This window comes from Duganella kummerowiae, from assembly GCF_053572355.1.
The window spans coordinates 90,576-103,595 of record NZ_JBKFEH010000007.1; the positions used below are offsets into that span (position 1 = coordinate 90,576).

General features: G+C 67.0%; 14 protein-coding genes. 8 read left to right on the plus strand and 6 right to left on the minus strand.

The features are described from left to right. Nucleotides 1-25: 25 nt before the first annotated feature. The 3 genes from ACLB1G_RS06040 to ACLB1G_RS06050 form a co-directional block, all read right to left on the minus strand. Nucleotides 26-1,078, minus strand: coding sequence for a protein kinase domain-containing protein (locus ACLB1G_RS06040; RefSeq protein ID WP_491626290.1), 1,053 nt, complete (start codon nucleotides 1,076-1,078; stop codon nucleotides 26-28). A gap of 95 nt (nucleotides 1,079-1,173) precedes the next feature. Next, a complete protein-coding gene (locus ACLB1G_RS06045; protein WP_491626291.1) occupies nucleotides 1,174-1,620 on the minus strand; it encodes a glycine zipper domain-containing protein in 447 nt (148 codons plus the stop codon). Between the two features lie 139 nt (nucleotides 1,621-1,759). Next, a complete protein-coding gene (locus tag ACLB1G_RS06050) occupies nucleotides 1,760-2,692 on the minus strand; it encodes a LysR family transcriptional regulator (protein WP_491626292.1) in 933 nt (310 codons plus the stop codon). 111 nt (nucleotides 2,693-2,803) lie between these two features. Here ACLB1G_RS06050 and ACLB1G_RS06055 point away from each other — a divergent pair, with 111 nt between their 5' ends. Further along, a complete protein-coding gene (locus ACLB1G_RS06055) occupies nucleotides 2,804-3,661 on the plus strand; it encodes an SDR family oxidoreductase (RefSeq protein WP_491626293.1) in 858 nt (285 codons plus the stop codon). Nucleotides 3,662-3,665: 4 nt separating this feature from the next. Here ACLB1G_RS06055 and ACLB1G_RS06060 read toward each other — a convergent pair whose 3' ends face one another. Beyond that, complete coding sequence (locus ACLB1G_RS06060; RefSeq protein WP_491626294.1) at nucleotides 3,666-4,226, minus strand: GNAT family N-acetyltransferase; 561 nt, start codon at nucleotides 4,224-4,226, stop codon at nucleotides 3,666-3,668. A 102-nt stretch (nucleotides 4,227-4,328) separates the two neighbouring features. On the opposite strand from ACLB1G_RS06060, the gene ACLB1G_RS06065 reads away from it, so the two are divergent. Next, nucleotides 4,329-5,765: a M20/M25/M40 family metallo-hydrolase gene (locus tag ACLB1G_RS06065; protein ID WP_491626295.1), complete on the plus strand. Its 1,437-nt coding sequence runs from the start codon at nucleotides 4,329-4,331 to the stop codon at nucleotides 5,763-5,765. Between the two features lies 1 nt (nucleotide 5,766). On the opposite strand, the gene ACLB1G_RS06070 is transcribed toward ACLB1G_RS06065, so the two are convergent. Beyond that, a complete protein-coding gene (locus ACLB1G_RS06070; protein ID WP_491626296.1) occupies nucleotides 5,767-6,609 on the minus strand; it encodes an MBL fold metallo-hydrolase in 843 nt (280 codons plus the stop codon). A gap of 147 nt (nucleotides 6,610-6,756) precedes the next feature. Here ACLB1G_RS06070 and ACLB1G_RS06075 point away from each other — a divergent pair, with 147 nt between their 5' ends. From ACLB1G_RS06075 to ACLB1G_RS06100, 6 genes are all read left to right on the plus strand, one after another. After that, on the plus strand, nucleotides 6,757-7,005 hold the full coding sequence (locus ACLB1G_RS06075; protein WP_491626297.1) for a hypothetical protein: 249 nt from the start codon (nucleotides 6,757-6,759) through the stop codon (nucleotides 7,003-7,005). Between the two features lie 10 nt (nucleotides 7,006-7,015). Beyond that, on the plus strand, nucleotides 7,016-7,258 hold the full coding sequence (locus tag ACLB1G_RS06080; protein ID WP_491626298.1) for a hypothetical protein: 243 nt from the start codon (nucleotides 7,016-7,018) through the stop codon (nucleotides 7,256-7,258). A gap of 34 nt (nucleotides 7,259-7,292) precedes the next feature. Further along, nucleotides 7,293-7,790 (plus strand): hypothetical protein, encoded by a 498-nt coding sequence (locus ACLB1G_RS06085; RefSeq protein ID WP_491626299.1) that lies wholly within the window; start codon nucleotides 7,293-7,295, stop codon nucleotides 7,788-7,790. 62 nt (nucleotides 7,791-7,852) lie between these two features. Beyond that, nucleotides 7,853-9,382, plus strand: coding sequence for a TolC family protein (locus ACLB1G_RS06090; RefSeq protein ID WP_491626300.1), 1,530 nt, complete (start codon nucleotides 7,853-7,855; stop codon nucleotides 9,380-9,382). Beyond that, on the plus strand, nucleotides 9,379-10,761 hold the full coding sequence (locus ACLB1G_RS06095) for a multicopper oxidase family protein (RefSeq protein ID WP_491626301.1): 1,383 nt from the start codon (nucleotides 9,379-9,381) through the stop codon (nucleotides 10,759-10,761). The genes ACLB1G_RS06090 and ACLB1G_RS06095 overlap by 4 nt, the downstream gene beginning before the upstream one ends. A 64-nt stretch (nucleotides 10,762-10,825) precedes the next feature. Beyond that, nucleotides 10,826-12,085: a voltage-gated chloride channel family protein gene (locus ACLB1G_RS06100; protein ID WP_491626302.1), complete on the plus strand. Its 1,260-nt coding sequence runs from the start codon at nucleotides 10,826-10,828 to the stop codon at nucleotides 12,083-12,085. Here ACLB1G_RS06100 and ACLB1G_RS06105 read toward each other — a convergent pair. Beyond that, on the minus strand, nucleotides 12,082-12,987 hold the full coding sequence (locus tag ACLB1G_RS06105; RefSeq protein ID WP_491626303.1) for a DUF72 domain-containing protein: 906 nt from the start codon (nucleotides 12,985-12,987) through the stop codon (nucleotides 12,082-12,084). The genes ACLB1G_RS06100 and ACLB1G_RS06105 overlap by 4 nt on opposite strands. Nucleotides 12,988-13,020 lie beyond the last annotated feature (33 nt).

Sequence of the window (13,020 nt, forward strand, 5' to 3'; positions counted from 1 at the left end):
TGCGGATGGGACCAGATCGCGGCGTTCATCGCACCCCCTGGAAGTGGCGCCAGCCGTTGGCGGCGCTAGGTCGTGCCACGGTATGGGCCACGGCATGCGCCATGTCGTGCTGCGCCATCATCGGGGTGTCCGGCAGCGCCTCCACGATGGCGTTCAGCATGCGGCTGATCTGTATCGCGTGGCGCGGACGCTGGCCAGGATCCGCCTGCAGGAGCGCGCGCAGCAATTCCAGCGCCGGATCGCGCGCGCTGGCGGGCAGGGCGGCGGCGAAGCGCTGTTCTTCCTGGCGGGAGAGGATGGCCGGTATTGCGCCGCCATGGGCCTGGCGCAGCAGCCCGGCGCCGGCCGTGTGGTGCGCGCGGTAGGCCTGGCCGCAATCGGTGCAGAAGCGCAGCGCCACGCCGCCGCATACGAGGAAATACAGCAGGGCGCCCAGCGAAAAGTAGTCGCTGCGCGGCCCGGTCGCATAGCCGCCGCCGGCGGCGGGAAAGAACTGCTCCGGCGCCTGCCAGTTGGCGGTGCCGGCGTAGGAATGCTCGGCCAGGTTGCCCAGTTCGCGGTTGGTGCCGAAATCGGCCAGCTTGACCGTGTTGAGCTCAGTATCGAGCAGCACATTGGCCGGCTTGAGGTCGAGATAGCGCCAGCCATACTGGTGCACCTTGGCCAGGGCCTGGTTGATCTGCCCCATCCAGCCGAGGATGTGCGCCAGCGGCGCCGTCTCGCCCCGGCCGCGCATGGCGGCCGTATGGCGTCCCAGGTCGCTGCCCATCAGTTCCAGCGCCAGCACCGGCAGGCCGTCGTGCCAGCCGCTGTCCAGCAGCCGTACGATGTGGCGCTCGTCCCACGGTTCCAGCGACTGCAGGAAAGCGATCTCGTTGCGGGCGCACTGTATCCAGCGTTCGCGCTGGGCCGGCTGGGCGCGCGCCATCTGCTCGCGGTTGATCAGCTTGAGGGCCACGTCCTGCAGCGCGCAGGGCCCGGCGGCCCGCCACACCACGCCATAGGCCGAGCCGCCTATCTGCTCGCGCAGCCGGTAGTGGCCGAGTTCCAAGGTGATGATGGCGTCCGTCGTGGTCATGCTCCCTCCTGTTGGACTCGTCTAGCGGAGGGAGCAGGAAAGCAGGCGGCAAAAAAAAGCCCGGCGCGGGGCCGGGCTTGCGGGGAGGGGAGGGATTACCAGCGGCCGTGGTGATGGTGGCCGCGGTCGTCGTAGTAGTAATCGCGGCGGTATTCACGCACTTCGCGCACCTCGCGGTAGGGGCGGGCCGGTTCCACGTACACCACGCGCGGCGGGGCATAGTAGCGCGGCGGGGGCGGCGGAGGAGCGTAATACACCGGGGCCGGTTCGTAGTAGACAGGAGCCGGGTTGGTGTAGACGCGCGTCTCGACATAGCGGCCGCCGCGATAGTAGCGGTCGTTGGGCGTGATCGCGTTGCCCACGGCGGCGCCGACCAGGCCGCCCACCAGGGCGCCGTTCGGGCCGGAATTGCTGCCGATGGCTGCGCCGATCACGGCGCCGGCGGCGGTGTTGAAGTCACGGTCGCCGGCGGCCATCGCGCCGCTCGACACGGCCGCTGCCGCTACCAACATCACACCACCCAGAATTTTCTTGTTCAACATGGCACTCTCCTGAAGTTGTACTGCTTGGTGTTCACTATATCCGGCCAGAAGAAAATCGCCACGTCATATACAGATTCTTACATACACTGTTGCGCGGTAATGGCTTGTAACATCTGGAGGCAATTTCAATAGCGCAACCTTATGCCCTGGATGGCGGGCGCCGCTTCGGGGTGGCGATGTACTCGCGCAGGAAGTCGATGAAATGGCGCACCTTGGCCGGGACGTGCCGTGTTTGCGGATATACGGCGTGGATGCCCTGGCGCGGCATGTGGTAGTCCGGCAGCAGACGTACCAGCCGCTGATCCCGCAAGTCGTCCTGCACGATCCATTCCGGCAGCACGGCAATGCCTGCGCTGGCCAGTGTGAAGTGCCGCTTGGCTTCCGCGCTGTCTGCCTGTATGGCGCCCCGGAAGGGAACGACGAAAGGTGTCGCGCCTCCATCGCGCCTGGTCATGCGGATACGTTGATCGAATCCCGACAGCACGATCCAGCGCAAGCGTTCCAGGTCTTGCGGTGAGGTGGGGACGCCATGCTCGCGTACATAGTCGGGTGACGCCACCAGAACTATCCCGAACGACCCCAGTGTGGTGGCATGGTAGCCGGAATCCTCCAGCCGCCCCAGGCGCACCGCGAGATCGAAGCGCTCCGCAACCAGATTCGCCAAGCCTGTCGATCCGGAAAAATCGATCGTTAGATCGACGTGCTGCCTGGCGAAGGCAGCCAGGGCCGGAATCACCGCGTGTACACCAAACTCCAGCGTGGAAGTCACGCGCAGCTCGCCGCTCAGCCTGGTTTGCCCGGAGCGTGCAGCGTCGATGGCGCGCTGGGCGTCGCCCAGCAGCCTGACGCAATCGTGGTAGAAGCGCTCCCCGACATCGGTCAGCGCCAGTGCGCGCGTGGTCCGGGTGAGGAGGCTGCAGCCCAGTTCCCGCTCCAGTTGCTTCAAGTGCATGCTGAGCATGGCCTTCGTCAGTCCCATGTTGTGCGCGGCCCGGGTAAGGGAGCCGGCGTCCACGATGCTGACGAAGGCCTGCATGCGGTTCAAATTGATTTCCACGGCCAGGCTTTCCACTCCAAAAGATATTGTCAATTTTAGCTGAACAATCAATTACCGCCGAGCGTGTTTTTCCCTGGTGTGGTTCTGGCTACCATCTAGCCACATTCACTTTCGGAAGGAATCGACATGATCGCTATTACTGGAGCAAATGGGCAGCTGGGGCAGCTGGTGATACAGGGCTTGCTGGGCGCCGTTCCCGCATCAAGCATTGTTGGCCTGGTGCGCCGCCCGGCAGAGGCGCAGGCCCTGCATGCCATGGGTGTGGAGGTGCGCCTGGGCGACTATGACCGCCCGGACACCCTGCTGGCTGCCCTGCGCGGCGTGGACAAGCTCCTGCTCATTTCCGCCGTCCAGCCCGGAGAGCGGCTGCGCCAGCACCAGGCCGTGATCGATGCGGCCAAACAGTCGGGCGTAACATCGATCGCGTACACCAGCATGCTGCGCGCCGATACCTCCAGCCTCATACTCGCCGGCGAACACCTCGAAACCGAAGCATATGTGAAGCAGTCCGGGCTCGAATACGTCATCCTGCGCAACGGCTGGTATCTGGAAAATCATACTGGTGCGGTCGGGGCGGCAATCGCCAACGGCGCTGTCATCGGCAGCGCGGGGCAAGGCCGCTTCGCCTCCGCCAGCCGTGCGGACTACGCGGCGGCGGCGGTCAAGGTGCTCACCAGCGCCGGCCATGCCAACCAGACCTACGAACTGGCAGGTGACCACTCCTTTTCGATGGCCGAATTTGCCGCCGAACTCTCGGCCCAGACGGATAAGCACATCGGATACAAGGACCTGCCGCCGCAGGACTATGCCGCAGCACTGGCGTCCTTTGGCTTGCCGCCCATGATCATCGACGTGGTGATCGACGCGGACATCAAGGCGCAGGCAGGTGAGCTCGATAGCACGTCACGCACCTTGTCGGAACTCATCGGCCGGAAAACCACGACGCTGGGCGAGGCAATTGCGGCAGCGCTGCGAGCTTCCTGACTTGCTATAGACGTCCCCGTTCCCATTCCGGGCGCAGCAGGCTGAATATGGTGACGTCGCAGTAGCGGCCATGGATGAAGAAGGATTGGCGCGCCGTGCCTTCCGCGCTGAAGCCGCATTTCTGGGCGATGCGGATGGAGGGCGCGTTTTCCGGCGCGATCAGTAATTCCAGGCGGTGGTACTGATACACATTGAACAGATAATCCACCAGCAGCCGGCATGCTTCGGTGACGTAGCCGCGCCCGGACAAGTGCGGGTCGAACAGGCGGTAGCCGATCTCTCGGGTCACCGGGGTGCGCGCCTTGAAATGGGTGATCACGCCGACGATATGGTGGCGCGCATCCTCGATCACGAACAATTCACTGTCTTCGGTGACGAAGCCATGCTGCATGAATTCGCGCCGCATGGTCTCCGGAGACTTGAAATGGGTCGAGAAATAATCGCCGCGCGAGGGCAGGTCGTTGACCAGCGCGATGAAGGTGTTCAGGTCGGCCGTCAGCAGGTGCCGGACCGTGCAAAGCTGCCCCTTGAGCATGGCGGCCTTCCAGAGAAATCGGGATTCCATGGTAGTGCAAGGGGAATGACAAATCAACATGCATGACAAGTGCGCCACAATGCGCTATCGTTGAGATCGTTTTTGTCATTCTTTTCATCTTATAGGAACCGCATGAAATCCGTCCGCAAGCCAGTATTCACCGTGATTGCCGCCAGCCTGCTGTCGGCGTGCGCCTGGGCCGCGCCAGCCAACGATCCCGCCACCCTGGGCCGCATCCGCGACAGCGCCATGAGCAGCGGCTACGCCTACGAGCGCCTGGCCGACCTGACCGACCTGGTGGGGCCGCGCCTGTCCGGTTCCGCCGGGGCGGCGGCGGCGGTGGAGCAGGTGGCGGACGCCATGCGCAAGCTGGGCGCCACCGTGACCCTGCAGCCGGTGAAAGTGCCGCACTGGGTGCGCGGCGAGGAAAAAGCGGAACTGGTCGATTACAAGGGCCGTCCCAACGGCGTGACCCAGCGCGTGGTGCTGACTGCCCTGGGCGGCTCGGGCGCCACCCCGGCGGCCGGCCTGACGGCGCCGGTGATCGTGGTGCGCGACTTCGATGAACTGAAAGCCCGCGCGGCGGAAGTGAAGGGCGCCATCGTGCTGTTCGACGTGGCCTTCGACCAGGAGATGGCGGAGCGCGGCCTGGCCGGTCCGGCCTACGGCCGTGGCTCCAGCTACCGCTTCCAGGGCCCCAAGCTGGCCGCTGAACTGGGCGCGGCGGCGGCCCTGGTGCGCTCCGTGGGCGGCGCCAATTACCGCATCCCGCATACGGGCGCCACCGGCGTGGTGGACGGCGCGCGCATCCCGGCCGCCGCCGTCACTGCCGAGGACGCGATGCTGATGAGCCGTTTGTCGGCGCGCGGACCGATCAGGATGCACCTGACCCTGACCCCGCAGATCCTGCCGGACGCCGACAGTTTCAACGTGATCGCCGACCTGCCGGGCACCGACAAGGCCGACGAAATCGTGATCGTCTCCGGCCACCTGGATTCCTGGGACCTGGCCACCGGCGCGCATGACGACGGCACCGGCGTGGCCGGTGTCATGGGCGTGCTCGAGACCCTGAAAAAGCTCAACCTCAAGCCGCGCCGCACCATCCGCATGATCGCCTGGATGAACGAGGAAAACGGCACCCGCGGCGGCCGTGGCTATTACGCGGCCAACCAGGACAAGGTGGCCAAGCACTACGCCGGCATCGAGAGCGATTCCGGTGGCGGCCGTCCCTTCGGCCTGATTTCCAGCGTGCGTCCGGCGGCGGCGCCGCTGTTCGCGCCGCTGCAGAAGGCGCTGGAACCCATAGGCGCCAGCGTGTTCCAGCAGCGCGACGTGGCCGGCGCGGCCGACCTCAATCCGCTGGAGCAGGCCGGTGTGCCGGTGTTCGAACCGCTGGTGGACAACCACTTCTACTTCGACTACCACCACACCCCGGCCGATACGCTGGACAAGGTCAATCCGTATGACTTGCAGCGCCACGTGGCGGTGCTGTCGGCGCTGAGCTGGTACCTGGCCAACATCGACGAGCCCATCGGCCGCAATATCAACGAGGGCAAGGCGCCCAGGTAACTTAGAGGGCGTTGAGCGGTATTTTCAAATACCGCACGCCGTTTTCCTCCGCCGCCGGCAACTGGCCGGCGTTCAGGTTGACCTGGATGGCCGGCAGCAGCAGCACCGGCATGTCCAGCGTCGCATCGCGCCGGGTGCGCATGGCGACGAAGTCGTGCTCCGCGATGCCGTCGCGGACGTGGATGTTGTCGCGGCGCTGCTCGGCCACCGTCACCTCCCAGCGCACCGCGCGCCCGGCCGGCGGGTAGTCGTGGCACATGTACAGGCGCGTCTCCGGCGGCAGCGCCAGCAAGCGCCGTACCGAGCGGTACAGCATGGAGGCGCAGCCGCCCGGGAAGTCGCAGCGCGCCGTGCCCACGTCCGGCATGAACAGGGTGTCGCCCACGAAGACGGCGTCGCCGATCTGGTAGGCCATGTCGGCCGGGGTGTGCCCCGGCACGTGCAGGGCATAGGCGCGCAGCGCGCCTATCATGAATTCCTCGCCGGGCTGGAACAGGTGGTCGAAGCCGTCCACGCCACCCGGGAACACACCCGCGAATTCCTTGCGCACCAGGGCGATGGCGGCGCCGATGGCGATGCGGCCGCCCAGCTGCTGCTTGAGGTAGGGCGCGGCCGACAGGTGGTCGGCGTGCGCATGGGTTTCCAGCAGCCAGGCGCAGCGCAGCGAAAGCGAGCGCACCAGCTCCAGGATTTGGTCGGCGCCCGCGGTGGCGGTGCGCCCGGATTTCGGGTCGTAGTCGAGCACGGAGTCGACGATGGCACAGTCGCTGCCGCGCCCGGAATGCACCACGTAGCTGATGGTGCCGGTGACGCTGTCGTGAAAAGCGTGGATTTGGGGCTGCATGTTACGGTTCCGCTGAGCTGCAAAAGACTCCATTATAACTATATTGCATAAGCTTATGCATTTTTTGATTTAAGGACAGACAGCCGTGCGCAAGGCAATACCGCTTCATGGTAGTCTTGCTGCAAACATTGCTGACGGAGGCCGAGGATGAGTTCAGTGAGCGAAGAATACCGTGGGTACGCGATTGAAGTCACCGCCATCAAGGACCGGGAAGACTTGTGGGACTTCCAGTATTCCATCGCGCGGCTGGGCGTGCCGCAGCAGCTGGACGGGGCGCAATCCATCATCCGCAAGCACACCATGGGCGGCCACCTGACGCCCGAGATCGCAGCCCGTGCCGGCCTGGAGCTGGCCCGCACGGAAATCGACAATCGCCTGGCGCTGAGCCAGGTGTAAGGAGGCTGTGATGGACAAGACTATACATTACCGCGGCTGGAACATCGTCCCGGTGGCGCTGCCCACTAGCGATCATCGCTGGAGCGCCAGCTGCGACCTGCAGCGCGTGGGCGCGGACGGGCTGGAAGTGTTCGAAGGCGCCACCGCGCAATTCGTGCGCGACAGCGAACACGAGGCGCTGGCCGCCGCCACCGAGGAAGCCGCGCGCCAGATCGACAACCTGATCGCCAATCCGGACATCCGCCTCGCGTAGTGCATCAGGCGGCGGCTGTGCTAACATGGGCGGCATGACCGCCTTGTTCCGTTCCTTCATCGTCTGGCTGATGCTGCTGGCGTTGCCCTTCCAGGGCTACGCGGCGGCCAGCATGATGCTGTGCGCGCCCGCCGCGCCGGCGCCGTTGATGGAGATGGGCCAGCCCGGACATGACCACGCCGCCATGATGGCGGCCATGCACGGCGATCACGCCCGCGCCTATGCCGCACAGCCCGGCGATGGCGGGCAGCATGCCGCTGCGCATGGCGATCACGTCGGCGTATCTGCCGCGCAGGTCGACGGCGGTGCCCAGCTTGCCATGCACGGCGGCCACGCCGCCAAGACCGCGCATGGCGCCATCAAGTGCGGCGGCGCCGCTGCCTGCTGCGTGGGCGCCGCCCTGGCGCCCGATTGCGCCCTGGCGCTGCCTGCACTGGCCTTGCCCTCGGCGCCGGTGTCCTTCTACTCCGACACCATCCCCGCAGTCCACCTGGCGCATCCCGAGCGTCCTCCCCAAGCCGCACGCATTTGAGCTGCGCGCGGGCGGCTAGCGCCCGCATTCCATTCCCACATCATAGAGTAAAGGTGTAAGACATGACATGTCTGCATAAACTTGCGGGCGGCGCCGCGCTGGCGCTGCTGCTGGGCGGCTGCGCCTCGCTATCGGCCGATGGCGGCTTCGGCGCCGTGGCCCAGGCCAGCCGCGAGCGCGCCGGCGCCGACACGCGCCTGCTGCGCAACGAGGACGACAGGCGCGCCTTGGAAGCCCTGATTGCCGAACAATTGAAACAGCCGCTGACGGCCGACGGCGCGGTCCAGTTGGCATTGCTGAACAACCGCAGCCTGCAGGCCACCTACTGGTCGCTGGGCGTGGCCGAGGCCGACCTGGTGCAGGCCGGCCGCCTGCAGAACCCGACCCTCGGCTTCAAGCGCACCCACGATGGCGGGGACATCGGGATCGAGCGCACGCTGACCTTCAACCTGGTCAACCTGCTGACGGCGCCGCTGGCCAGCCGCATCGAAGGCCGCCGCTACGAGCAAACCAGGCTGCTGGTTGCCAATGCGGCCCTGGCCACGGCAGCGGAGACTCGCGGCGCCTGGATAGACGCGGTGGCCGCCGCACAAACCGCCGCCTATGCGCGCCAGGTCGAGGCGTCGGCCGGCGCCAGCGCGGAACTGGCCGGCCGCATGCGTCGCGCCGGCAACTGGAGCGAACTGGATCAGGCCCGCGAACGCGCCTACCACGCGCAGACCGTGGCCGACGTCAGCCGCGCCGAGCGCGCCGCCGTGGCCGCGCGCGAAAAGCTGACCCGTTTGCTGGGCCTGTCCGGCGCCCAGGCGCGCGAATACCAGTTGCCCGACCGGCTGCCGGAACTGCCGTCCGCGCCGCGCGACCTGGCGGACGTGGAACAGACCGCGCTGCGGGAGCGGCTCGAGATCCGGGCTGCGAAACTGGAGACCGAGCAAAGCGCGGCCGCGCTGGGCCTCACGCGCGGCACCCGCTTCATCAACGTGCTGGAACTGGGCGCGGTGCGCAACAGCGAAGGCGCCAGCCAGCCGCGCGGCTACGAGCTGACCCTGGAAGTGCCGCTGTTCGACTGGGGTAGCGCGCGCGTGGCGCGTGCCGAAGCCACCTACATGCAGTCGGTGAACCACCTGGCCGATATCGCCGTGGCGGCCCAAAGCGAGGCGCGCGAGCGCTATGCGTCCTATCGCTCCGCGTACGCGCTGGCGCGCCATTACCGCGACGAGGTGCTGCCGGTGCGCAAGCAGATCGCCGACCAGACCCTGCTGCGCTACAACGGCATGCTGATCAGCGTATTTGAACTGCTGGCCGATGCGCGCGAGCAGGCGTCGGCCGTCAGCGCCTATATCGACGCGCTGAAGGAATTCTGGAGCGCACAGGCCGCGCTGGAAGCCGCCCTGGGCGGCAGGCTGGAGCGCGCCTCCGAGCCCGCAGCGCCGGACGCATACGCTGCGCATGCCGCACCGGCAGCACCGGCCGCACCGGCAGCGCCAGCCACCCCGGCCACCCCGGCGCAGCACGACCACCATCAACACATGCAGGCCAAGGAGCCGGCAACCGAGGCCGGCCAACACCACATGCACGGAGAACAGCCATGACCACACGCAGAGCATTCCTGGGAGGCGCCGCCCTGATCGGCGCCGGCATGGTCAGCAAGGCTGGCGCGGCCTCGCTGCCGGAAGCGCCGCAGCAATCCTCGGCCGCCACCGCGCCGCCGCTGGCGCCGCCCAACGGCCGTCCCTACAACCCGGTGGTGACGCTGAACGGCTGGACCCTGCCATGGCGCATGAAGGACGGCGTCAAGGAATTCCACCTGGTGGCCGAGCCGGTGGTGCGCGAGATCGCCCCCGGCATGACAGCCAATCTATGGGGCTACAACGGCCAGAGCCCCGGCCCGACCATCGAAGTGGTGGAGGGCGACCGGGTGCGCATCTTCGTCACCAACAAGCTGCCGGAGCAGACCAGCATCCACTGGCACGGCCAGCGCCTGCCGAACGGCATGGACGGCGTGACCGGCCTGACCCAGCCCGGCATCGCCCCCGGCAAGACCTTTGTCTACGAGTTCATCGCCAAACATGCGGGCACCTTCATGTACCACCCGCACGCCGACGAGATGGCGCAAATGGCGATGGGCATGATGGGCTTCTGGGTCACCCACCCCAAGGACCCGGCGCTACATGCGGTGGACCGCGACTTCGTGTTCCTGCTGAACGCCTACGACATCGACCCGGGCAGCTACACGCCCAACATCAACACCATGCTGGACTTTAACCTGTGGACCTTCAACAGCCGCGCCTTTCCCGGCGTCGATCCCATGGTGGTGCGCAAGAATGACCGGGTGCGCATCCGCGCCGGCAACCTGACCATGACCAACCATCCCATCCACCTGCACGGCCACAGTTTCGAGGTGAGCTGCACCGATGGCGGCTGGGTGCGGCCCTCGGCGCGCTGGCCCGAGGTCACCACCGACATCGGCGTGGGCCAGATGCGCGCCATCGAGTTCGTGGCCGACGAGCCGGGCGACTGGGCCTTCCACTGCCACAAATCGCACCACACCATGAACGCCATGGGACATTCGGTGCCGACCATGATAGGAGTGGACCACAGCGGCGTGGCCGAGAAGATCAACAGCCTGGTGCCGGGCTACATGGTGATGGGCGACAAGGGCGGCTCCATGGGCGGCATGCGCATGCCGCTGCCGGAAAACACCCTGCCCATGATGACGGGCGAAGGCCCGTTCGGCGGCATCGAGATGGGCGGCATGTTCACCACGCTGAAGGTGAGGGAAGGGCTGGCGCGCGGCGACTACAAGGATCCGGGCTGGTACCAGCATCCCAAGGGCACGCTGGCGCAGGAGTGGACCGGCGCGCTGCCGGACGCCCCGCGCGCTCCCGGCGCACCGGCCAGTGGTACTGCGCCTACCGACACCCCGGCCGTCAACGTGACGCGCGACGGCGGCATGCAGCACCACCACTAGCCTCATCCATGGCAGAATGCCGGATTGAACCCGATTCGGCCCTGCCTGGAGACTGCCCTGCCGTATGAAATTGTCGCGCCACCCTGAACAGCTTGCCCTGCTGCGCTACCTGGGTAAATGGACCGCGCTGGCGGTGCTGGTGGCCGCCCTGGGCGGCAGCGCTTCGGCCTTGTTCCTGTTCGCGCTGGACTGGGCCACCCTGTCGCGCGAGGCGCGGCCATGGCTGGTCTGGCTGCTGCCGCTGGCCGGGTTCGCGGTCGGCTGGATCTACCTCAAGACAGGCAGCACGGTCGAGGCGGGGAACAACCTGCTGATCGACGAGATCCACGACCCGCAAAAGGTGGTGCCGCTGCGCATGGCGCCGCTGGTCTTGTTCGGCACCGTGGCCTCGCATCTCTTCGGCGCGTCCGTCGGCCGCGAGGGGACGGCCGTGCAAATGGGCGGCGCCCTGGCCGACCAGCTGACCCACGTGTTCCGCCTGCGCCACGAGGATCGCCGCATCCTGCTGATGGCCGGCATCAGCGCCGGTTTCGCTTCCGTGTTCGGCACCCCGCTGGCCGGCGCCGTGTTCGGGCTGGAGGTGCTGGCCATCGGCCGCCTGCGCTACGACGCCATCTTCCCCTGCATGTTGGCCGCCATCGCGGCCGACCAGGTGGGCCTCGCCTGGGGCGTGCACCACACCCATTACGCGATCAGCGCCATGACCGCCATCACGCCCTGGAGCGTGCTGGCCGTGATGCTGGCCGGGATCGTCTTCGGCCTGGCCGGGATGGCGTTCGCACGCGCCACCCATGGCGCCAGCGCCTTCATGAAGCGCCACGTGGGCTATGCGCCGCTGCGGCCCATGCTGGGCGGCGCCGCCGTGGCGCTGGCCGTGTGGTGGCTGGGAACGCGCTACATCGGCCTGGGCATACCCGTGATCGTGGAAGCCTTCCAGCATCCGCTGGCGCCGTGGGATTGGGCCGGCAAGTTCGTGTTCACCGTGGCGTCGCTGGGCGCCGGATTCAAGGGCGGCGAGGTGACGCCGCTGTTCTTCATCGGCGCCACCCTGGGCAACGCGCTGGCGCCGCTGCTGCAGCTGCCGTTCCCGCTGCTGGCGGGACTGGGTTTCGTGGCCGTGTTCGCGGGCGCCGCCAATACGCCGCTGGCGTCAACCATCATGGCGATCGAACTGTTCGGGCCGCAGATCGGCCCCTTCGCGGCGCTGGCCTGCGTGACCAGCTACCTGTGCTCGGGCTATGTCGGCATCTACCGCGCGCAGCGGACCGGTCCCAAGCACCGCGTGCCGCCTGTGGGACGCGACCGCAGGCCGCCAACGGTTTAAACGCCCAACGGCGCCAGGCCGTCGTCCAGTCCCAGCTTGGACAGCAGCGAGCGCGCATCGAACGGCGCCCGCACCTTGATGTCGTTATCGAAGTAGCAGTAGACGTCGCGCGAGGCCCGCCTGGGCGGCGCATGCTGGGAGATCAGGCGGGCGTCGTCCGGCTGTCCGCCGCTGGCCCAGGCGGCGATGCGCGCAGCCCAGCGCTGCAGCGCCTGGTCATCGTAGCCGCTGGCGTACAGTTCCTCGGCGCCGTGCAGGCGCAGATACATGAAATCGGCCGTCACGTCCTCGTAATAGGGCCACTTGCCGGCGGTGTCGGCCACTACCAGCGCCGCCTTGTACTTGCGCAGCAGGGCCACGAAGGCGGGATCGGCGAAGCTCTCGTGGCGGATTTCCAGCGCATGGCGCAGCTTGTGGTTGGCGTCGATCTCCAGCGCTACCCTGCCGTTCATGCGCGCATCATGCCGGCGGGCCATGGCCTGGGCGTGTTCCAGGTCGTGCGGCAGCAGGCTGAGGAAGCGCTCCATCCGCTCCGCATCGAAGCGGAAATTGGGCGGGAACTGCCACAGGATGGGGCCCAGCTTGTCGCGCAGCTTGAACAGGCCGGAGGCCAGCACATTGCACAGCGCCTGCTCCACGCCATCGCCCAGCCGCAGGATGTGGGTCAGGTAGCGATTGCCCTTGTTGGCAAACACGAAGCCGGGCGGCGTGGCATCGTACCAGGCCTCATAGGACGCCGGCCGCTGCAGCGAATAAAAGGAACCGTTGAGTTCTATGGTGGGCAGGGCGCGCGAGGCGAATTCCAGTTCGCGCGCCTGCGCCAGGCCCTGCGGATAGAATACCCCGCGCCACGGCGCATAGCGCCAGCCTGAAATGCCGATATGGATACGCCCCCGGGCCATCGCTCCTCCTGTAGCGGCGACTATAGCCAATGG

Excerpts from the sequence above, each read along its gene's own strand:
- ACLB1G_RS06040 (WP_491626290.1), bottom strand. The coding sequence starts at position 1,078 with ATGACCACGACGGACGCCATCATCACCTTGGAACTCGGCCACTACCGG.
- ACLB1G_RS06045 (WP_491626291.1), bottom strand. The coding sequence starts at position 1,620 with ATGTTGAACAAGAAAATTCTGGGTGGTGTGATGTTGGTAGCGGCAGCG.
- ACLB1G_RS06055 (WP_491626293.1), top strand. The coding sequence starts at position 2,804 with ATGATCGCTATTACTGGAGCAAATGGGCAGCTGGGGCAGCTGGTGATA.
- ACLB1G_RS06060 (WP_491626294.1), bottom strand. The coding sequence starts at position 4,226 with ATGGAATCCCGATTTCTCTGGAAGGCCGCCATGCTCAAGGGGCAGCTT.
- ACLB1G_RS06065 (WP_491626295.1), top strand. The coding sequence starts at position 4,329 with ATGAAATCCGTCCGCAAGCCAGTATTCACCGTGATTGCCGCCAGCCTG.
- ACLB1G_RS06070 (WP_491626296.1), bottom strand. The coding sequence starts at position 6,609 with ATGCAGCCCCAAATCCACGCTTTTCACGACAGCGTCACCGGCACCATC.
- ACLB1G_RS06075 (WP_491626297.1), top strand. The coding sequence starts at position 6,757 with ATGAGTTCAGTGAGCGAAGAATACCGTGGGTACGCGATTGAAGTCACC.
- ACLB1G_RS06080 (WP_491626298.1), top strand. The coding sequence starts at position 7,016 with ATGGACAAGACTATACATTACCGCGGCTGGAACATCGTCCCGGTGGCG.
- ACLB1G_RS06085 (WP_491626299.1), top strand. The coding sequence starts at position 7,293 with ATGACCGCCTTGTTCCGTTCCTTCATCGTCTGGCTGATGCTGCTGGCG.
- ACLB1G_RS06090 (WP_491626300.1), top strand. The coding sequence starts at position 7,853 with ATGACATGTCTGCATAAACTTGCGGGCGGCGCCGCGCTGGCGCTGCTG.
- ACLB1G_RS06095 (WP_491626301.1), top strand. The coding sequence starts at position 9,379 with ATGACCACACGCAGAGCATTCCTGGGAGGCGCCGCCCTGATCGGCGCC.
- ACLB1G_RS06100 (WP_491626302.1), top strand. The coding sequence starts at position 10,826 with ATGAAATTGTCGCGCCACCCTGAACAGCTTGCCCTGCTGCGCTACCTG.
- ACLB1G_RS06105 (WP_491626303.1), bottom strand. The coding sequence starts at position 12,987 with ATGGCCCGGGGGCGTATCCATATCGGCATTTCAGGCTGGCGCTATGCG.